The sequence below is a fragment of the Methylobacterium segetis genome, from assembly GCF_004348265.1.
GTDB classification, from domain to species: domain Bacteria; phylum Pseudomonadota; class Alphaproteobacteria; order Rhizobiales; family Beijerinckiaceae; genus Methylobacterium; species Methylobacterium segetis.
Map to the genome: position 1 here is coordinate 1 of NZ_SMNT01000058.1, position 20,846 is coordinate 20,846.

The window sequence follows — 20,846 nt, forward strand, 5'->3', positions numbered from 1 at the left end:
CCTCGGCGGCCTGTTGAAACGGGTCCTCAACCGCAGCCGGCGCGCCATGCGGGTCGCGTCCGATGGCCCGGAAGCCGATGGACGCGCGGCCTGAGCCGACGGCGCCGGTTCACCCCCGGTTGAAAAGCCGCTAAGCCGCGCCTGGAAGTCGGCGTTCACGGGTCGGACAAGGGCATTGCGTCTCGTCAAGAATCTGAGGAGCCTCGCGACGGGCGGGCAGCGGTGGCTCGCGGCGCGCTCCGCCGCACGCCCGTGGTTCACCCTCTACGGCAGCGGCGTGCTGGTCGGCATGCCGGCCGCTTCGCCGAATGCGGAGGTCCGGGTGTCGCTGCGCGCGCCGGGAGAACCGACCCGCACGTTACCGACGGGGCGCACGCTCACGCTCGGGGGCACCCGCTACGCGCACGCACTCTTCGATCCTGCTCTTCTTGCCGGCCACAGCACGCTCACGGTGAGCGTCGCGATCGGCGCCCGCACGCTCCGCCGCCACTTCGAGGTCGGTCCCGGCCGCTATGCCGGCCGCATCGACGGCGTGCGCAACTACGCGGTCGAAGGGTGGATCTCCCCGCTCTTCGCGCCACGAGGAGGGGAGCCGCCCCCTCTCGTCCGGCTCCTCGTCGATGGGGTCGAGGATGGGGCGACGTCCCCGGACCAATTCCGGCGAGAGCTGATGTTCGGCGGCGTGTGGGGCGGCTGGAACGGGTTCCGGCTGCCGGTGCCGCCCGCGGCTCTCGACGGTGTGCCGCATCATCTCTCCGTCCGCGTCGCCGACACCACGATCGAGTTCGGCCCATGGGCGGCCAAGCCCAAGTTCCACATCGACGCCGCGAGCCCGAACCGCGTCGCGGGGTGGTTCTTCGATGCGGCCTCCCTGGATGCCCCGACCTCGATGCGGCTCGTCTCCGGTGACGACACCCTGGCCGAGGTCGCGACCCATTTTCGGCCGGACCTGAAGGCCGCGCACGGGCGCGACGCGACCGGTTTCGCGTTCTACGACCTCGAGATCGACGGAGACCTCGACCTCATCGCAGGGCCGAAGGACGGGGGCGTGCGCATCGCCCGCTTCGCGACGCGGACGCTCGCCGCGCGGATCGCCGAACGGCGGGCCGAAGCGCGCGCGGCGCTCCTGTCCGAGCCCCTGCCCGAGACCACGCTGGAGACCCGGCGTGCGGTCCGCGCGAAGATCGTCGAGGTGGAGCGGGCAGACCCGGAGGTCCTGATGGCCGAGCGGCGCGACGCGGCGCCGCCGGCTCCGCGGAGCCTCGCCCCTGCAACCCCTCCGCCGGTCTGTGCCATCGTGCCCGCCTATAACGGGCTCGCCGACCTGAAACTCTGCCTCGCCTCGCTGATCCCGCACTTGCGGCCGGGCCGGATCCGGGCGCTCGTGATCAACGACGGCTCGCCGGACGCGGCCGTCGGCGCCTATCTCGCGGAGGTCGCGGCGGCGGCCCATCCGGGCCTGACGATCCTCGAGAACCCGCAGAACCTCGGCTTCATCGCGACGGTCAATCGCGGCTTCTCGCTGCTGGACCCGGGCGAGGACGCTCTCCTCGTCAATGCCGACACGATCCTGCCGCCCGGCGTCGTCGAGCGGCTTTCGCGGCACTGCCACGCACGGCCCGGCATCGCCAGCGTCACGCCCCTGTCGAACAACGCCACGATCCTGAGCTTCCCGAGCGTCACGGCCGTCAACCCGCCGGCCTTCGGGCTCGACGTTGCGGAAATCGACCGGGCCTTCGCGGAGACGGGGGCGCCGCCGGTCGAGCTCCCGACCGGCGTCGGCTTCTGCATGCACCTGAACCGGGCGGCCCTCGACGAGGTCGGGAGCTTCTCGCCCGATTGGGGACGCGGCTATTGCGAGGAGGTCGATTGGTGCCTCACGGCCCGCGATCTCGGCTGGATCCACCTCGCTGCCCCCGACGCCTACGTCGTGCACGAGGGCTCCGTCTCCTTCGGCCCCGCCAAGCGGCTCGAGATCCTGGCCACGAACCATGCCCGGCTGGAGGCGCTCTACCCGGAATACGTTCCCGAGGTCGAAGCCTTCGTGAAGGCCGACCCGCTCGCACGGACGCGGATCGCCGTGGCGCTGCGGCTGCTTGCGGGCCGCTTCGATCGGCTGACCCTGCATGTCAGCCACGGGCGGGGCGGCGGCACCGAGCGCTACGTCAGGGACATGCACGGCCTGTCCCGCGATCCGCGTCACGCGCTGGCCGTTCTCGCCCCTCTCGACGACGAGGGTGAGGATCCGCGCCTGGAGATCCGCTTCGACGAGGACGGATTCGCCCTCACGCTCGGGACGGCACAGGTCGAGGATTTCCTGACGGGCATCGAGGCGGCCGGCGTCGCCATCGAGTTGCACATCAACTCCCGGCTCAATTTCGACAGCGGCCTCCTGCGCTCGCTGGTGGCGTCGCGCCCCTACGACGTCATGCTCCACGACTTTCAGTGGTTCTGCCCGCGCGTGCACCTGATCGACGGGCGCGACTTCTACTGCGGTGAACCGCCTCCCCAGGTCTGCCAGATCTGCGTCACGGGTGGCGTACCCTACAGTTTCGGCGATCAATCGGCGCTCATCGAGGACGACCTCGCGACGTGGCTCAGGTTCAACGCCGGGATCCTGCGCGGGGCCCGTCGCCTGATCGCGCCCTCCCGCGACACCGCCGCGCGCTACGTCCGCCGCTTCGGCCTGCAATCGGTAACGGCCCTGCCGCACCCGGAGCCAGAGCCGAAGGGATCCACCCGGGTGATCGGTCGGCGCGCCGAGGGCGCCCGGGCCCTCACGCTCGCGGTGGTCGGCGCCATCGGCTGGCACAAGGGCTACAACCTGCTCCTGCGCACGGTCCAGCAGGCGGCGCTGGAGCGGGCGCCGCTGCACGTCACTGTCGTCGGCATCACCGCCGACGACGCGCGCTTCATCCGGCACGGCAACGCTGCGGTCTCGGGGCGCTACCGGCCCTCCGAATTGCAGGCGCGCCTGACGGCCATCGGGCCGGATTTCGTGCTCCTGCCGAGCGTCTGGCCGGAAACCTACTCCTACGTCCTCTCCGAGGTCTGGGAGGCGGGCTATCCGGTGGCGGCCTTCGATTTCGGTGCGCCGGCGGAGCGGATCCGCGCGGAGGGCGGCGGCTTCCTGATCCCGCCGACGAGCGATCCGCACGAGCTTCTGGCTCATCTCCTCGCCGCCCGGGGGCGCCTCGCGAGCGTGCAGCCCCACGCGCCTGCGCGGCGAGCGCCGCTGACCCTCGCCGACTATGCCCACGCCGGCGAAGCGGTCACGCAGAGCGATGTGGCCGAGATCCTCGGGGTTTCCGACGGACGAAGGTCGCATTGACGCGGGAGCCGAAAACCGCCTCCTCTGCCGGACCGCACCCGCTTCGCGAGAGGAACGCCCGTATGACCGACCTGAAAACCCTGCGCGACCTCTCGGGGCTGGGCTCGAGCCCCGGCACCCTGAAGGGCTCGGCCCTCTTGATGATCGACCTCCAGAACACCTACCGCGAGGGGGTGATGCGGCTCGACGGCGTCGAGGCGGCCGTCCGCGAAGCGCGGGAACTCCTGGACCGGGCTCGGGCGGCCGGCATCCCGGTCATCCACGTCCGCCACGATGCGGGACTGGGCTCGCCCTACGACGTGACGGCGCCGATCGGCCAGATCAGCGACGAGGTCGCGCCCCAGGGCGACGAACCCGTGATCACCAAATCCTATCCGAGTTCGTTCGTCGGCACCGACCTCCAGGCTCGGCTGGAGGCTGCGGGCGTGAAGGACGTGGTGCTGGCGGGGTTCATGACGCATATGTGTGTGAATTCGACCGCCCGCAGCGCCTTCAACCTGGGCTTCCGCCCGACCGTGGTGGCGGCCGCCACCGCGACGCGGGATCTGCCAGCGCCCGACGGCAGCATCGTGCCCGCGGCGCAGCTCCAATCCGCGAGCCTCGCCGCCCTCGCCGACCTCTTCGCGGTCGTGGCGCCGCGCGCCGCCGACCTGAAGGACTGAGCGCCCACGCACCTTCCGCAACGCAGCGGAACACGGCTCCGCTTCATCGGTTCGGACAGGAGCGCATGCCGAGCCGGGAACCGGGCCATGACCATCCACAACGTCGCCGATCTCGTCGTCGAGACCCTTCAGGAGATCGGCGTCGCTCGCATTTACGGCGTCGTCGGCGACAGCCTCAACGCGATCACGGAGGCGATCCGCTCGCGCGGCCGGATCGAATGGATCCACGTCCGGCACGAGGAGGCCGGCGCCTTCGCGGCGGGAGCCGAGAGTCAGATCACGGGCGGGCTCGCGGTCTGCGCGGGGTCCTGCGGGCCGGGCCACGTCCACCTGATCAACGGCCTCTACGATTGCCATCGGACGCGCACGCCGGTGCTCGCCATCGCGGCTCACATCCCCTCGTCCGAGATCGGCTCCGGCTATTTCCAGGAGACGGACCCGAAGCACCTGTTCCGCGAGTGCTCGCATTACTGCGAGACGGTCTCCGACCCTTCGCAGCTTCCCTTCGTGCTCGAGAATGCCCTGCGGGCCGCCATCGGCCAGAGGGGCGTGGCCGTCGTCATCATCCCCGGCGACGTCGCGGTGAAGGATGCGCCCGTCCGCGCGGTCGGACCCATCCGCGGCCTCATCCCGCCGACGCCGGTCGTGCGGCCGGCCGAGGCGGAGCTCGACGCGCTCGCCGACCTCCTCAACGGCTCGAAGCGGATCACGCTGCTCTGCGGGCGCGGCTGCGCCGGGGCGCATGCGGAGCTTCTTCGCCTCGCCGAGACACTCAAGAGTCCGATCGTGCACGCGCTCGGCGGCAAGGAATTCGTCGAGTACGACAACCCCTACGACGTCGGCATGACGGGCCTGATCGGCTTCTCGTCGGGCTACGCCGCGATGCATGCCTGCGAGACCCTGCTGATGCTGGGCAGCGACTTCCCCTACAAGCAATTCTATCCGAGCGGCGCCAAGGTCGCGCAGGTCGACCTGCGGCCGCAGCAGCTCGGCCGGCGCTGCCGGCTCGATCTCGGCGTCGTCGGCGACGTCGCCGCGACGATCGAGGCGCTCCTGCCGAAGCTGCAGGTGAAGAGCGACCGGAGCTACCTGGACGCGAGCCTGAAGCACTACGCCAAGGCGCGGGAGGGGCTCGACGAGCTCGCGACCGGCAAGCCCGGCCGCAAGCCCATCCACCCGCAGTACCTCGCCAAGGTGGTGAGCGACGCGGCCGCCGAGGACGCGATCTTCACGGCGGATGTCGGTACGCCGACGATCTGGGCCGCTCGCTACCTCCGGATGAATGGGCGACGCCGGCTCCTCGGCTCCTGGGTGCACGGCTCGATGGCGAACGCCATGGCGCAGGGGCTCGGCGCACAGGCCGCGAACCGCAAGCGCCAGGTCGTCTCCCTCTCCGGGGACGGCGGGTTCGCCATGCTGATGGGCGACTTGCTGACGCTGCGGCAGGAGAAGCTGCCGGTGAAGATCGTCGTCTTCAACAACGGCTCACTCGGTTTCGTCGAGATGGAGATGAAGGCCGCGGGCTACCTGGAGACCGGGGTCGAACTCGAGAACCCGGATTTCGCGAGCCTCGCCCGCGCCGCGGGCATCCACGGCGTCCGCGTCGAGGATCCGGGCGAACTGGAGGGTGCCGCCTCCGAGATCTTCGCCCATGAGGGCCCGGCGCTTCTCGACGTCGTGGTCAACCGGCAGGAACTCTCGATCCCGCCCAAGATCGACGGCCAGCAGGTCAAGGGCTTCAGCCTCTACGTGCTGCGGGCGGTCATGAGCGGGCGGGGCGATGCGGTCCTCGACCTCGCCAAGACGAACCTCATCCGCTGAGCAGCAATGCCCGCGGCGTTACGATCGGTGCCGCCTCTCATCGGTCGGGGCGGTTTGGGGTGGCAGAAGCGCCGCGTTCTGCGTAGACCCACAGCCTGACCTTTGAAGAGTTCCAGTCTGGCGCGATTCCGTTCCGCCGGACAGCGGTGAGACGCTCCCATGCGCATCGGACTGTTCGTGCCGTGCTACGTCGATGCCTTCGAGCCGGAGGTCGGCATCGCGACGCTCGAGCTCTTGGAGCGCCTCGGCCTCGACGTCGAGTACCCCTACGACCAGACCTGCTGCGGCCAGCCGATGACGAATACCGGCTGCCACGCCGAGGCGGCAGCGACCGAAGCGCTGTTCGTGAGGAATTTTTCCGGCTTCGACCACATCGTCGTGCCCTCGGGCAGCTGCGCCCATCAGGTCCGCGCCCACCTCACCGCGATCCCGCAGACGGACGAGGTTCGGCACGTCCGGGCGAACACCTACGAACTCGTCGAGTTCCTGCACGACGTGCTCAAGGTCGAGGCGTTTCCCTGGGCGGAATTCCCGCACAAGGTCAGCTACCACTCGAATTGCAACGCGCTCCGCGGCATCGGCCACGCCCGCCCCAGCGAGATCAACGCACCCTTCTTCTCGAAGCCGCTCGATCTCCTCGCCAAGGTGAAGGGCTTGGAGGTTGTCGAGATCGCGCGGCCGGACGAGTGCTGCGGCTTCGGCGGCACCTTCTCGGTGTTCGAGCCCGCCGTGTCGGCCAAGATGGGATACGACAAGGTGAGCGACCACGCCCGGGCCGGCGCGGAATACGTCGTCTCGGCCGATTCCTCCTGCATGATGCACCAGAAGGGCTGCGCCGAGCGCCTCGGCGTGCCGCTCAGGTTCATCCACATCGCCCAGGTCCTGAACGGAGCCGCCGCATGAGCGAGCCAGACGACCTTCGCGTCCATGACGGCGCGAGCCAGCGCGGCGGCCTGATCCATCCGGACGTCCGCCAGCCCTCCGACGAGAGCGAGCGCGGCCAGGATGGCGGCCGGCTGCAGCACGCGGAAGCCGCTTCCCAGCCGATCAGCGCAGCGCCCAAGGCGGCCCGCACCCGCGAGCCGCAGCCGCGGGGCGCCAAGGTCAAGGGCAACCGGCCGATCGATCAGGCGGAGGCCGCCGAGCGCTTCATCGCGGCGCCCCTGCACCTCAAGGCCCACGACGAGCGCCTGTGGGACCTGCGCAAGAAGCGCGACACGGTCGCCCACGGCATCCCCGAATGGGAGGCGCTGCGCGAGCTCGCCTCGCAGATCAAGGCGCACACCCTCTCGAACCTCGACCGCTACCTCGAGGAGTTCGAGGCCAATGCCAAGGCGAACGGCGTCCACGTCCACTGGGCGGCGGATGGCGCGGAGCATAACCGCATCGTCCACGGCATCCTGAAGGACCACGGTGCGAGGACGCTCATCAAGTCCAAGTCGATGCTCACGGAGGAATGCGGCTTTCGGCACTACATGGCCGCACAGGGCATCGAGATCATCGAGACCGACCTCGGCGAGCGCATCCAGCAGCTCGACAACGAGGACCCGAGCCACGTCGTCTGCCCGGCCGTCCACAAGACCCGCCTCGACGTGGCGGAGGTCTTCGCCCGGACGCTCGGCACCGATCCCGAGAACGACGACATCCACTATCTCGCCGAGAGCCAGCGCGAGACGACACGCCCGCACATCCTCACGGCCGATGCCGGGATGACCGGCTGCAACTTCGCGATCGCCGAGACCGGCACGGTGGTGACCTGCACCAACGAGGGCAACGCCGACCTCTCGGGCAACGTGCCGAAGCTGCAGATCCACTCGATCGGCATCGAGAAGCTGATCCCGCGGATCGAGCATCTCGGCGTGTTCATCCGGCTGCTCTCCCGCTCCGCTCTGGGCTCGCCGATCACCCAGTACACCTCGCATTTCCGCGGGCCCCGCAAGGGCACCGAGATGCACATGGTGCTCGTCGACAACGGCCGCTCGGCCCGCCTCGGGATGGAGGAGTTCTGGACCTCGCTGAAATGCATCCGCTGCGGGGCCTGCATGAACACCTGCCCGGTCTACCGGCGCTCGGGCGGCCTCTCCTACGGGGCGACCTATTCGGGACCGATCGGGCTCATCATCGACCCGACCTTCAACAAGCGGAAATACTCGACGCTGCCCTTCTCCTCGACGATGAACGGCTCCTGCACCAACGTCTGCCCGGTGAAGATCAACATCCACGAGCAGATCTTCGCGTGGCGCAAGGTGCTGGCCGAGGAACACGAGATCCCGCTCGTCAAGAAGGGCATGATGAAGGCCGCGGGCCAAGTGCTGAGCCGCCCGGCCGCCTACCGGGCCGCGATCGGCGCGGCGGATTCGGCCTTGCGGGTGTTGCCGCGCTTCGCCGTCTACAACCCGGTCAACACCTGGGGGAGGGGACGCGAGATGCCCCACACCCCGCGCCAGAGCTTCCACGCCTGGTACCGGCAGAACCGCATGAAGGCGGACAAGACGGGAGGCGAAGCGTGAGCTCGCGCGAGGCGATCCTCGGGGCGATCCGGCAGAACCGCCCCGCGGGCGCCTATCCCCTGCCGTCCCTGCCGGATTTCGCGCCCCTCGTCGGCCCGGATCTCGTCGCCGAGTTCGCGGACCGCCTGAAACGCATGGGCGGGCGCGTCGCCGAGGCCGAGCCCGGCCGTGATCCGCTGGCGCCGGTGCGCGAGCGCCTCGCCGCCGCCAGGGTCGTGGCCTCGGCTGTGCCGGAGGTGCAGGGGAACCGGGATCTCGCGCAGGTGGAGAACCCGGCCGACCTCGCCGATGTCGACGTCGCGGTGGTGCGCGCGGTCTTCGGCGTCGCGGAGACGGGCTCGGTGCTGTTCACGCAGGACGAATTGCGGGTCAACGCGGTGGCCTACCTAGCCCAGCACCTGATCGTGCTGCTCGATCCCCAGGACATCCTCGTCAACATTCAGGCGGCCTACCGGCGACCGGATTTCGCGGGAGCGGCCTATGCCGTGCTGCACACGGGCCCCTCGGCCACCGCCGACATCGAGGGAGTGCTGATTCACGGGGCGCAGGGCGTGCGCTCGCTGACCGTGGTGCTGATGCCCCGGACTTGAGGACACCTGCGCCCGACATTCGGGGAGGGCTTGCTCGATCCCCAGAATCGCCGGGCGCGGTCCTTGCACCGGGCCTGTCGTCCCCCCGCGCAAGGAGCCGCCGGTGCGCTACACCCTGGGCTGCAGCCTCTCCTACGAGATCCTCTCGGACACGCTGTTCATCTTCAATCTCGAGGTGGCGCGGCTGAAGAGCCTTCACATCGTCAGCGAGAGCCTGACCCTCTCGCCGGACCTCGCGCGGCGCATCTACGTCTCGCCCGACTTCCAGAACCGCTATCTCGGCGTGACCGTGCCGACCGGGGCGTTCTCGCTCGAGTACAATGCCGAGGTCGACCTCACCGTGACCCGGGCGGACCCGGCCGGGATCGACGAGACGCCGCTCGCCGCGCTCCCGCTCGACATCCTCCCCTTCCTGCTGCCGAGCCGCTTCGTCTCCTCCGACCGGCTCACCCCCTTCGCGCAGGCCGAGTTCGGCAGCCTGCCCAAGGGGCATCAGCGGGTGAACGCGATCTGCAATTGGATCCACGACCACATCGCCTACGTGCGCGGCGCGAGCGACGAGGAGACCACCGCCGACGAGACCCTGCTCGCCCGTGCCGGCGTCTGCCGGGATTTCGCCCATCTCGGCACCGCCTTCTGCCGGGCGCTCGGCATCCCGGCCCGCTTCGTCTCCTGCTACGCCTACGGCCTCGTGCCCTGCGACTTCCACGCCGTCTTCGAGGCCTATCTCGACGGACGCTGGTGGTTGTTCGACGCGACGCGGCAGGCGAACCTCGACGGCCTCGTGCGCATCGGCGTCGGCCGCGATGCGGCCGAGATCGCCTTCTCGACGCCCTACGGCAACATGCAGCCCAAAGGCATGCAGATCCGCATCGACCGTGCGGACGGGCGGGACGAGACGGGCCAGCGCACGGTCGAGGCGATCTCGACGGAGGAGCCCGCCCCGCATGCGGGCGCGGCCTGACCTCTCCCGGGATCACGGGATCGCCTGCGCTTTGACATAACCGCGCCGTCGCGCATCCTCTGCCTGTCGTGACCGAGCCGGAAGACCTCGCGGGATGGCCTATCGCCACATCGTCGGACCACGGACCTGGGCCTTCGCCGATCTCGCGACCTTGATGGCCAAGGCGACGCCGCCGCGGTCCGGCGACCGGCTTGCCGGCATCGCCGCCGAATCGGCCGAGGAATGCGTGGCCGCCCGCTGGTGCCTCGCCGAGGTGCCCCTCTCGGAGATCCTCGCCCGGCCGCTGATCCCCTACGAGGAAGACGACGTCACCCGGCTCATCCTCGACACTCATGAGGCCAAGGCATTTTCCGAGATCGCGCATCTGACCGTCGGTGATTTCCGCGAGTTCCTGCTCGGTGCCCTGCCCGAGACGCTGACGCGGATCGCGCCGTCGGTCACGCCCGAGATTGCGGCGGCCGTCTCGAAGATCATGCGCAACCAGGACCTGATCCTGGTCGCCCGCAAGGCCCGCATCGTCACGCGCTTCCGCAACACGATCGGCCTGCCCGGAACGCTCGCGGCCCGGCTGCAGCCGAACCACCCGACCGACGACCCGGCCGGCATCACGGCCTCGATCCTCGACGGGCTCAGCCTCGGCTGCGGCGACGCCGTGATCGGCATCAATCCGGCCTCGGACTCGCTCCAGGCGCTGGGTCGGCTCCTGCACCTCCTGGACGACGTGATCCGGCGCCTCGACATCCCGACGCAGGGATGCGTGCTCACCCACATCACGACGACGATCGAGGCGATGAACCGGGGTTGGCCGGTCGACCTGCCGTTCCAGTCGATCGCGGGCACGCAAGCGGCCAATGCGAGCTTCGGCGTCACCCTGGCGCTCCTGAAGGAGGCCCGCGAGGCGGCCGTCGCGCTGAGGCGCGGCACGCTTGGGCAGAACGTGATGTATTTCGAGACGGGCCAGGGCTCGGCGCTGTCGGCGGACGCCCATCACGGCATCGACCAGCAGACCCTGGAGGCCCGGGCCTACGCGGTGGCGCGCGCCTACGAGCCGCTCCTCGTCAACACGGTGGTGGGCTTCATCGGGCCCGAATACCTCTACGACGGCAAGGAGATCATCCGGGCGGCCCTGGAAGACCATTTCTGCGGCAAACTGATGGGCGTGCCGCTCGGCGTCGACATCTGCTACACGAACCACGCCGAGGCCGACCAGGACGACATGGACACGCTCCTGACGCTGCTCGGGGCGGCCGGCTGCACCTACATCATGGGCGTGCCCGGCGCCGACGACGTCATGCTGAACTATCAGTCCACCTCCTTCCACGACGCGCTCTACCTGCGCGAGGTGCTGGGGCTGCGCCGCGCGCCCGAATTCGAGGCCTGGCTCGCCCGGATCGGGCTCGCGGACGCGACGGGATCGCTGCTGCCCGGAGACGGGACCCCGAGGCTCCTCGCGGCAGCGCCCGGGCTCGCTTCATGAGCCGACCCGACGATCTCTGGACCCGCCTCTCGGCGCTCACCCCCGCCCGGATCGGCCTCGGGCGGGCCGGCAACGGGTTGCCGACGCGGGAGGTGCTGCGCTTCGGCCTCGCCCATGCCCAGGCGCGCGATGCGGTCCACGCGCCGATGGAGGCCGCCGCCGTGGCGGACGCCATCGCGGCCCTCGGATTGCGGACCCTGACGGTCGCCTCGCGAGCGCCGGACCGCGCGACCTACCTGCGCCGGCCGGATTACGGAAGGCGCCTGTCGGAGGAGGGGGCGTCCGCCCTCGCTGCCGCGGCGGGCCCGCCCGCCGACCTCGCCCTCGTCGTGGCGGACGGGCTCTCGGCCCGCGCCGTGCACGAGAACGCGGCCCGCCTGATCGCCGCCTTCCTGCCCTATGCGGAGGCCGCGGGCTGGCGCCTCGCGCCGGTGGTCGTTGCGGAACAGGCCCGGGTCGCGCTGGGCGACGCGATCGGCGCGGCGCTCCAGGCGCGGGCGGTCGCCGTGCTGATCGGCGAACGGCCGGGCCTGTCCTCACCCGACAGTCTCGGCATCTACCTGACCTTCGACCCGAGGCCCGGCCGGTCGGATGCGGAGCGCAACTGCATCTCGAACGTGCGCGAAGCGGGGCTGCAGCCCGCGGACGCGGCCTTCCGGCTGAGCTGGCTGCTCGGGCAGGCGCTTGCCCGGGGGCTGACCGGAATCGGCCTGAAGGACGAGAGCGACCGGGCGCTGGAGGGGCCGGAAGCGGCGGCGGCCTTGCCCGCGCGCTGAGACGGCGCGGCTCCCGCCAAGCGTTCCGGCGCCATCCAAGCCCCCCTGGTCAGGATCCCCTAAACGCACATCCGAGCGATCACGTTTCGGCATCGGCAGACGTAGATCGCGATCATCGCCTTACCGACCGGAGAGCGCGTCCGGGATACCGTCCCGCGGCTGCCCGAGGCTCGCGCGAGCGGCCCGCCACCGCCCCCCGGCATCGGCCGCGAAGCGTGGCTGTGGCGGGGTCGCAACACCGTAAAACCATCCCGAGTTTGCCCCGAGACACGCCCTCATCCGCCGCGATCCCGCCATAAACCGGGACCACCTCAGGATCGGCGGTAAAGGGCAGTTCCGACAACGATTTACCGTCTCGTTCCGTGGTCTTTCCGTGAGCGTCAGAAGCCCTCGCCGCGCGCCGCCCCGAGCGGTTCGCGGGGCGATCTCGAACGTTGTTGCGGAAGGGTGCGGGGTCGGGATTTCGGGATCGCGAGATACGGGTATGGACGCGCGTTTGAACGACAAGTCGAAACTGCCGAGCCGCCACGTCACGGAGGGGCCCGAGCGGGCGCCGCACCGCTCCTACCTCTACGCGATGGGCCTGACCCGCGAGCAGATCCATCAGCCCCTCGTCGGCGTCGCCTCCTGCTGGAACGAGGCCGCGCCCTGCAACATCTCGTTGATGCGCCAGGCCCAGGCCGTGAAGAAGGGCGTGGCGGCGGCGAACGGCACCCCGCGCGAATTCTGCACCATCACCGTCACCGACGGCATCGCCATGGGCCATAGCGGCATGCGGGCGTCGCTGCCGTCGCGCGAGGTGATCGCGGATTCGGTCGAGCTCACCATCCGCGGCCATTCCTACGACGCCTTGGTCGGCCTTGCCGGCTGCGACAAGTCGCTGCCCGGCATGATGATGGCGATGGTGCGCCTCAACGTGCCGTCGATCTTCATCTACGGCGGCTCGATCCTGCCCGGCACCTTCAAGGGCAAGCCCGTCACGGTGCAGGACCTGTTCGAGGCGGTCGGCAAGCACGCCGTCGGCGACATGAGCCTCGAGGACCTCGACGAGCTCGAGCAGGTGGCCTGTCCCTCGGCCGGCGCCTGCGGCGCGCAGTTCACCGCCAACACCATGGCCACCGTCTCCGAGGCGATCGGCCTCGCGCTGCCCTACTCGGCGGGCGCGCCGGCGCCCTACGAGATCCGCGACAAGTTCTGCGCCGCGGCCGGCGAGAAGATCATGGAGCTCATCGCCAGGAACATCCGCCCGCGGGACATCGTCACCCGCAAGGCGCTGGAGAACGCCGCCACCGTGGTGGCGGCCTCGGGCGGCTCGACCAACGCGGCGCTGCACCTGCCCGCCATCGCGCACGAATGCGGCATCGAATTCTCGCTCTTCGACGTGGCCGAGATCTTCCGGCGCACGCCCTACATCGCGGACCTCAAGCCCGGCGGGCGCTACGTCGCCAAGGACCTGTTCGAGGTCGGCGGCATCCCGCTCCTGATGAAGACGCTGCTCGACCACGGCTTCATGCACGGCGACTGTCTGACCGTGACGGGCCGGACCATGGCCGAGAACCTGGAGAAGGTGGGCTGGAACCCGGACCAGGACGTGGTCCGCCCCGCCAACGCCCCGATCACGCCGACCGGCGGCGTCGTCGGCCTGAAGGGCAACCTCGCCCCCGAGGGCGCCATCGTGAAGGTCGCGGGCATGCCGCTCGACCGGCAGGTCTTCACCGGCCCGGCCCGCGTCTTCGACAACGAGGAAGCCTGCTTCGAGGCCGTGCAGACCCGCACCTACCAGCCCGGCGACGTGCTGGTGATCCGCTACGAGGGTCCGAAGGGCGGCCCCGGCATGCGCGAGATGCTCTCGACCACGGCCGCCCTCTACGGCCAGGGCATGGGCGACAAGGTCGCGCTCATCACCGACGGGCGCTTCTCCGGCGCCACCCGCGGCTTCTGCGTGGGCCATGTCGGCCCCGAGGCGGCGGTCGGCGGGCCGATCGGCCTCCTGAAGGACGGCGACCTCATCACCCTCGACGCCATCAAGGGCACGCTCGACGTGGCGCTCACGGACGCGGAACTCGCCGAGCGCCGCAAGTCGTGGACGCCGCGCGGCAACACCGCGACCTCGGGCTACCTCTGGAAATACGCGCAGACCGTGGGAGCCGCGGTCAACGGCGCCGTCACCCATCCGGGCGGCGCCAAGGAGACGCAGACCTATGCGGACATCTAGGACTGACCTTTGCCGGCCGCTCGCGCGGCCGGTCGGGGCCGATCCGGATCGGCCGGTCGCCTCGCGCGCGCGCGCGCGAGCGTTGGCGGCCGTGCCCCTGGCGGGCCTGCTCTTCCTCCTCGCCCTGCCGGTGACGGCGCCCGTCGAGGCCCTCGACGCGGCCGCGCGCACGCCTGTCGCCGAGAAGAGCTATCGCTCGGCCAAGGACGCGCTGCGCACCGGGATGCGCGAGTACAATGCGGGCGACAAGGAAGGCGCCGCCCGCGCCCTCGAATACGCGGCCGGCCAGGGCCACGCCCTCGCCCTCTGGAAGCTCGGCCGCATGTACGCGGACGGGGACGGCGTCCCGCACGACGACCTCAAGGCGTTCGAGTACTTCTCACGGATCGCCGACGACAGCAGCGACGACGGGCCGGACGCGCCGAATTCGGGCGTGGTCGCGAGCGCCTTCACGGCCCTCGGCAGCTACTTCCTCGACGGGATCAAGGGCACCTACGTGCGCGCGAACCCGGAGCGGGCCTACGACATGTTCAACTACGCGGCCTCCTATTTCGGGGACCCGAACGCGCAGTACAATCTCGCCCGGCTCTACCTCGAGGGGACGGGCGTCGAGGCCGACGCGCGCCAGGCCGCCCGCTGGTTCAACCTCGCGGCCGAGAAGGGACACCGGCCGGCTCAGGCGCTGCTCGGCGACCTCCTCGTCAACGGGCTCGGCGGCGTGCCGGTGCAGCGGGCGCGCGGCCTGATGTGGCTCTCGCTCGCCCGCCAGGGCGCGGAGGGGCGCAAGGACGACTGGATCGTCTCGCTCTACGAGAAGAACTGGGCGGCGGCGAACGAGGACGATCGGGCCCTGGCCCAGAACGAGGCCCAGACCTCGGGAACAGGCCGGCGCCGCCGCTGAGCGGCGCCGCTCACCCGTCCGACAGCTCCACCGTCACCGGCACGTGGTCGGAGGGCTTGTCGAGGCCGCGCAGGTGCTTCTGCACCGAGGCCGAGACCAGCCGGTCCGCCCCTTGCGGGGAGAGGAGCAGATGGTCGATGCGGATGCCGAAATTCCGCGGCCAGCTGCCCGCCTGATAGTCCCAGAACGTGTAGAGCCCGGCCCGGGGGTCGCAGGCCCGCAGGGCGTCGGTCAGCCCCTCGGCGAGGAGCATCCGGAAGGCGGCGCGGGACTGGGGCAGGAACAGGGCATCGTTGGCCCAGGCGGCCGGGTCCGCCGCATCCTCGGGATCCGGGATGACGTTGTAGTCTCCCGCGAGCACGAGGGCCGTCTCCGCCTGCATCAGCCCGCGCGCATGGCGGCGCAGCCGCTCCAGGAAGGCGAGCTTGTAGGGGTATTTCGCGCTCGCCACCGGGTTGCCGTTCGGCAGGTAGATCGAGGCCACGCGCACGGGCGCCACGCCCTCGGCCGCGACGACCCCCTCGATGTAGCGGGCCTGCTCGTCCTCCGCGTCCCCCGGCAGGCCGCGGCGCACCTCGCTCAGGCCGAGCGGCGCCCGTACGAGCAGCGCGACGCCGTTATAGGCCTTCTGGCCGTGCGTCTCGACCGCGTAGCCCGCCGCCTCGATCTCGGAGCGGGGGAAGGCCTCGTCCTGGCACTTCAATTCCTGCAGGCAGACGACGTCGGGCTTCGCCTCGTCGAGGAAGGCGAGGAGATGGCCGACCCGCTGCTTGATCGAATTGACGTTCCAGGTGGTGATCCGCATGGACTTCGTATCCCGAGGAGGCGCGACCGTCATCGGGCCTTCGCGCCGGCCTGACAAGGCGGGGGGCCGCAATCGGGACGGGACGGAGGGGGGATGGCGGGAGCGTGGTTCGAGCCGATCCGGGCCTATTGCGAGCGCACGGATCCCGGCTTCTGGGCGGAGCCGCTCAACGCCGCGACGAACGCCGCGTTCCTGATCGCGGCGGCGCTGGCGGGCTGGCGCGCCGTCGCGGGGGTCGGGACGGGCGCGGGTCACCCGTCCAGCCCTCACGCGATTCCCCCCGGCATCGTCGACCCGCCCGCGCTCGCCCTCGCGATCCTCGCGGCCTGCGTCGGGGCGGGGTCGTTCCTGTTCCACACCCTGGCGCTGCGCTGGTCGATGCTCGCGGACGTGATCCCGATCGCGCTGTTCATCTACGCCTACTTCCTCCTCGCCATGCGCCGCTTCCTCGGCCTCGGCATCGCGGGGGCGACCACGGCGACGCTCTGCTTCGCCGGCGCGAGCCTCGCCCTGGAGCCGGTGCTGAGCCTTCTGGCCGGTCGGGATCTCGGGGCGGCCACGAACGGGTCGATCGACTATGTGCCGGCCCTTCTCGCCCTCCTGGGTGTCGGCGCGGCGCTGCTCGCATCCGGCGCCGTCCCGCATCGCCGGGAGGCGGGACGGCGGATCCTCGCGGTCGCGGCCCTCTTCCTCGCGTCGCTCGCCTTCCGGACGCTCGACCGGGCGGCCTGCGCGAGCCTGCCGCACGGCACGCATTTCCTCTGGCACCTCCTCAATGCGGGCGTGCTCTACGCGCTGATCCTGACGGCGCTCCGCTTCCGCGCGGCGCAGGCGCGGGCGAGGTGACCCTGCGGCGCGGCCCGTTCCTTGCGCCCCTCCGGAAATCGTTGCAGAAGTGCCCGCCGCGCGGATCGGCGGGGCCGCGGTCTCGAGCCTCGCGCCCGCACCGCGCGTCGAGCCGCCGGCGGCCCCAGAGCGGGCACGGCGTGGGATAGGCCGGGGACCAGGTCATGACACAGAGCTTCCGCCTCGGCGTCGCCGGTCTCGGGACCGTCGGCGCCGCCGTCGTCCGCATGGTCGTCCGTCGGGCGGACGCGCTCGCCGCCGCCACGGGCCGCGAGATCCGCGTCACCGCCGTCTCGTCCCGCGACCGGTCCCGCGACCGCGGCCTCGATCTGGCCGGTGTCCAGTGGTTCGACGACCCGGTGGCGCTCGCGAGCGCCGGGGAAGTGGATTGCGTCGTGGAGCTGATCGGCGGCGCGGAGGGCGCGGCGAAGGCGGTGGTCGAAGCGGCGATCGCGGCCGGCAAGCACGTGGTCACGGCCAACAAGGCGCTGCTCGCCCGCCACGGCGCGGCGCTCGCCCAGGCGGCCGAGGAGCGCGGCGTCGCCCTGGCCTTCGAGGCGTCGGCGGCGGGCGGCATCCCCGTCGTCAAGGCCCTGCGCGAGGGATTGCCGGGCAACGCGGTCGCCCGCGTCTACGGGATCCTCAACGGCACCTGCAACTACATCCTGACCCGGATGGAGCTCGAGGGCCTGACCTTCGAGGATTGCCTCAAGGACGCGCAGGCGCTCGGCTACGCCGAGGCCGATCCGACCTTCGACATCGAGGGCTTCGACACCGCCCACAAGCTCGCGATCCTGACGAGCCTCGCCTTCGGCACCGAGATCGACGCGGAGGGCGTCTCGGTCGAGGGCATCTCGGCGATCCAGCCCCTCGACCTGACCATGGCCAAGGAACTCGGCTACCGCATCAAGCTTCTCGGCGTGGCCCAGCTCTCGGACGCCGGCGTCGAGCAGCGCGTGCACCCGACCATGGTGCCGAAATCCTCCGCCATCGCGCAGGTGATGGGCGTGACGAACGCGGTGACGATCGACGCCGACGCGGTGGGCGAACTGACCCTGATCGGCCCCGGCGCCGGCGGCGAGGCGACGGCCTCGGCGGTGGTCGCCGACATCGCGGACGTGGCGTCCCGCATCGTGCGCCCCACCTTCGGGCGCCCGACCGCGCGCCTGCGCCCGTCCTCGCGGGTCGAGATGCAGCGGCACGAGGGCGGCTACTACATCCGGCTGACCGTGCACGACCGCCCCGGCGTCGCGGCCGGCGTCGCCACCCGCATGGCCGAGCGCGACATCTCGCTGGAGAGCATCCTGCAGCGCCGCACCGAGAGCGCGGCCTCGCAGGATCCGCGCGGGCGCTCGGGCCGGCCGGTCCCCCTCGTTCTCATCACCTACGCGGCCACCGAGGGCACGATCCGCGCGGCGCTCGAGGCCATCGCGGCGGACGGGCTCCTCGCCGAGGCGCCCCAGCTCATCCGGATCGAGCGCGAGTGAGCCCGGCACCGGGCGCGAGTCCTGGGCCGCGTGAGGCAAGACCGTGTGAGGCAAGACCGCGGGGGGCAAGACCGCGTGAGGCTTGAGGATATTCGCACGCGGCACGACTCCGCGGCGGAGAAACGCGCTACAACACGGGGATAGGCGCGCCGGGCCGGCTTGTTCGGGAAGCGCCAGGCCGACGAAGCGGCCGCACGTGGGCGAGGAAGGCATGACCGAAGCGAACCCGGAGGCTCCGCGGGGCGGCGTCGTCCGCACCCTCACCCTCGAACTCGCCCGCGTGACCGAGCGCGCGGCCATCGCCGCCGCCCGCCTGCGCGGCCAGGGCAACGAGAAGGAGGCCGACCAGGCCGCCGTCGACGCCATGCGCCGCGAGTTGAACCTCCTGCCCGTCGACGGGACCGTGGTGATCGGCGAGGGCGAGCGCGACGAGGCGCCGATGCTCTACATCGGCGAGCGGATCGGCCGGGGCGGGGGTGCGGAGGTCGATCTCGCCGTCGATCCGCTGGAGGGCACGACGCTCTGCGCGAAGGACATGCCGGGCGCCATCTCCGTGATGGCCATGGCCGAGCGCGGATCCCTGCTCGCGGCGCCCGACGTCTACATGCAGAAGATCGCGATCGGCCCCGGCTACCCGCCCGGCCTCGTCGATCTCGACGCGAGCCCGGCGGACAACATCGCGGCGCTGGCCCGGGCCAAGGGGGTGCATCCCGCGCAGATCACCGCGATCATCCTCGACCGGCCGCGGCACATGAACCTCGTCAGCGCCGTGCGGGCGACGGGGGCGGGCATCCGCCTGATCTCGGACGGCGACATCGCCGGCATCATCTTCACGACGAGCCCGGAGGAGACGGGGGCCGACATCTATCTCGGCACCGGGGCGGCGCCGGAGGGCGTGATCGCGGCGGGCGCGCTGCGCTGCATCGGCGGCCAGATGCAGGGCCGGCTCATCCTCGACAGCGCCGACAAGCGCGACCGGGCCGCGCGCATGGGCATCTCGGACCCGAACCGGAAATACGAGCTCACCGACCTCGCCCGCGGCGACGTGATCGTGGCGGCGACCGGCGTCACCGACGGCGCGCTCCTGAAGGGCGTGCGCTTCAAGCCCGGCCTGATCCAGACGGAGACGGTCGTCTACCGCTCCTCGACCGGCACCGTGCGCCGCATCCTGGGCGAGCACCGCGCCGAGCGCTTCGAGGCTTGAGGGCCGGGCGCGTGCCGCTCCCCGGCGGGGGCTGACCGGCCCCCGAATGAAAAGGGCGGGCGCCTCCCGGCACCCGCCCCGAAACGATCCGCGACCCCGAGCCCGTCAGTTGAACAGGGAGCCCACGCCGCCCTGCACGCGGCCGAGGCCCTGCTTGGCGATCGGGTTGCCCGGCTCGATCTGGGCGGCGCGCTGGTAGCTCTCGGCCGCCTCCTTCTTGCGGTTCGACTTCTCGTAGGCGAGACCGCGATAGGCCCAGGAGGTGGCGTCCTTGTTGTTGACGTTGAGCGCCGCGTTGTAGTCCTCAATCGCCTTGTCGTACTGGTTCGTGGCGATCAGGCTCTGGCCGCGGGCGGCGTAGGGCGCGCTCACGAACGGGTTCCGGTCGATCGCGGCGTCGAAATCGGCGATGGCCTGCTGGTTCTGGCCCTGCTTCTGCCGGACGAGCCCGCGGGCGTGATAGGCCTCGGCCGATTCCGGCATCATGCGGATCGCCATGTTGAGGTCGCTGAGGGCGCCGTCGAGGTCGCCCTGCGCGCGCAGCACGTTGGCGCGGCCGATATAGGCGGGTCCGTAATTCGGGTCGGCGGAGACCGCCTTCGAGAAATCCTGCAGGGCCGCGTCGTTGCGGCCCGTCTGGCGGTAGGCCAGGGCCCGGTTGTTGAAGGCCGAGGCCGAGTTCGGGTCGATCTGGACCGCCTTCGTGAAGTCGGTGATCGCCTCGCCGAACTGCCCGGCCCGGGCATAGGCCGCGCCGCGGGTGTTGTAGGCCGCCGCGTCGTTCGGGTTGCGCTGGATCACCTCGGACAGGGAGGCGATGTTGAGGTTCGTCGCGCCCGTCGTGTCCGCCTCCAGCACCGCGTACTGCTTCGGGCCGGCGGCGCTGCCGACCGTCTCGCATCCGGCCAAAGCCGCGGCGGTCAGCGCCACGGCCGCGACCAGCCCGGCCTTCCGTCCCGCCAAGCTCAATGACGTCATCGCCCCGCTCTCCCTGAGCCCCCGCGCCGTCCGCGCGCCGGGCCCTCGTCCATCCGCCCGTGCCCGCGCGCCCTCGGCGCCCGGCTCGCCCCGGTCTCGACCTGCAGGCGATGAGCCGGGGCACTCTCCCCGATCGCGGTGAACGCCCGCTTAAGGTCGAGGATGATGTCCGCTGAAACGGGTGGATGTGGCGAAGGTATGGCCCCTGTGGGCGGGCCCTGGAAATCGGGCCCCGCCCGCCTCACGCGGCGCTCCGGTGTGGCGGGAAGGACCCAGATC

16 protein-coding genes are annotated in these 20,846 nt (G+C 71.0%); 14 read left to right on the top strand and 2 right to left on the bottom strand.

Translation table 11 applies throughout. The features are described from left to right. The first annotated feature begins 175 nt into the window (after window positions 1-175). The 11 genes from E1J50_RS15715 (at window position 176) to E1J50_RS15765 (ending at window position 15,247) form a co-directional block, all read left to right on the top strand. Complete coding sequence (locus E1J50_RS15715) at window positions 176-3,331, top strand: glycosyltransferase (protein WP_132254783.1); 3,156 nt, start codon at window positions 176-178, stop codon at window positions 3,329-3,331. Window positions 3,332-3,393: 62 nt separating this feature from the next. Further along, window positions 3,394-3,993, top strand: a complete 600-nt coding sequence (locus E1J50_RS15720) for a cysteine hydrolase family protein (protein WP_132254784.1) — start codon at window positions 3,394-3,396, stop codon at window positions 3,991-3,993. A gap of 87 nt (window positions 3,994-4,080) precedes the next feature. Further along, window positions 4,081-5,814, top strand: a complete 1,734-nt coding sequence (gene poxB / locus E1J50_RS15725; RefSeq protein ID WP_132254785.1) for a ubiquinone-dependent pyruvate dehydrogenase — start codon at window positions 4,081-4,083, stop codon at window positions 5,812-5,814. 159 nt (window positions 5,815-5,973) lie between these two features. Then, window positions 5,974-6,717, top strand: coding sequence for a (Fe-S)-binding protein (locus E1J50_RS15730; protein ID WP_132254786.1), 744 nt, complete (start codon window positions 5,974-5,976; stop codon window positions 6,715-6,717). After that, window positions 6,714-8,324: a lactate utilization protein B gene (locus tag E1J50_RS15735; RefSeq protein ID WP_132254787.1), complete on the top strand. Its 1,611-nt coding sequence runs from the start codon at window positions 6,714-6,716 to the stop codon at window positions 8,322-8,324. The genes E1J50_RS15730 and E1J50_RS15735 overlap by 4 nt, the downstream gene beginning before the upstream one ends. After that, complete coding sequence (locus tag E1J50_RS15740; protein WP_132254788.1) at window positions 8,321-8,914, top strand: LutC/YkgG family protein; 594 nt, start codon at window positions 8,321-8,323, stop codon at window positions 8,912-8,914. Before E1J50_RS15735 ends, E1J50_RS15740 begins: the two co-directional genes overlap by 4 nt. A gap of 103 nt (window positions 8,915-9,017) precedes the next feature. Then, window positions 9,018-9,878, top strand: coding sequence for a transglutaminase-like domain-containing protein (locus E1J50_RS15745; RefSeq protein WP_132254789.1), 861 nt, complete (start codon window positions 9,018-9,020; stop codon window positions 9,876-9,878). Between the two features lie 94 nt (window positions 9,879-9,972). Beyond that, entirely contained in the window at window positions 9,973-11,355 is a 1,383-nt protein-coding gene (locus E1J50_RS15750; RefSeq protein WP_132254790.1) for an ethanolamine ammonia-lyase subunit EutB, read from the top strand. Continuing rightward, window positions 11,352-12,131 carry an ethanolamine ammonia-lyase subunit EutC gene (eutC, locus tag E1J50_RS15755; protein ID WP_132254791.1) on the top strand — a complete coding sequence of 260 codons (780 nt, stop codon included), beginning with the start codon at window positions 11,352-11,354 and terminating at the stop codon, window positions 12,129-12,131. The genes E1J50_RS15750 and eutC overlap by 4 nt, the downstream gene beginning before the upstream one ends. Window positions 12,132-12,615: 484 nt before the next feature. Beyond that, window positions 12,616-14,346 (top strand): dihydroxy-acid dehydratase, encoded by a 1,731-nt coding sequence (gene ilvD, locus E1J50_RS15760; RefSeq protein WP_132254792.1) that lies wholly within the window; start codon window positions 12,616-12,618, stop codon window positions 14,344-14,346. Beyond that, window positions 14,333-15,247, top strand: a complete 915-nt coding sequence (locus E1J50_RS15765) for a tetratricopeptide repeat protein (protein WP_132254793.1) — start codon at window positions 14,333-14,335, stop codon at window positions 15,245-15,247. Before ilvD ends, E1J50_RS15765 begins: the two co-directional genes overlap by 14 nt. Window positions 15,248-15,257: 10 nt before the next feature. Here E1J50_RS15765 and xth read toward each other — a convergent pair whose 3' ends face one another. Then, the gene (gene xth, locus E1J50_RS15770) at window positions 15,258-16,052 is read right to left on the bottom strand and encodes an exodeoxyribonuclease III (protein WP_132254794.1); all 795 of its coding nucleotides are present in this window, start codon (window positions 16,050-16,052) and stop codon (window positions 15,258-15,260) included. A 93-nt stretch (window positions 16,053-16,145) separates the two neighbouring features. Between xth and E1J50_RS15775 the strand changes: the two genes are divergently transcribed. The 3 genes from E1J50_RS15775 to glpX all read left to right on the top strand — a co-directional run bounded on the left by E1J50_RS15775 (window position 16,146) and on the right by glpX (window position 19,589). Then, on the top strand, window positions 16,146-16,898 hold the full coding sequence (locus E1J50_RS15775) for a hypothetical protein (RefSeq protein ID WP_132254795.1): 753 nt from the start codon (window positions 16,146-16,148) through the stop codon (window positions 16,896-16,898). Window positions 16,899-17,062: 164 nt separating this feature from the next. Further along, entirely contained in the window at window positions 17,063-18,385 is a 1,323-nt protein-coding gene (locus tag E1J50_RS15780; protein WP_132254796.1) for a homoserine dehydrogenase, read from the top strand. Window positions 18,386-18,596: 211 nt separating this feature from the next. Further along, complete coding sequence (gene glpX / locus E1J50_RS15785) at window positions 18,597-19,589, top strand: class II fructose-bisphosphatase (RefSeq protein ID WP_132254797.1); 993 nt, start codon at window positions 18,597-18,599, stop codon at window positions 19,587-19,589. Window positions 19,590-19,694: 105 nt separating this feature from the next. On the opposite strand, the gene E1J50_RS15790 is transcribed toward glpX, so the two are convergent. Beyond that, entirely contained in the window at window positions 19,695-20,567 is an 873-nt protein-coding gene (locus E1J50_RS15790; protein ID WP_132254798.1) for a tetratricopeptide repeat protein, read from the bottom strand. Window positions 20,568-20,846 lie beyond the last annotated feature (279 nt).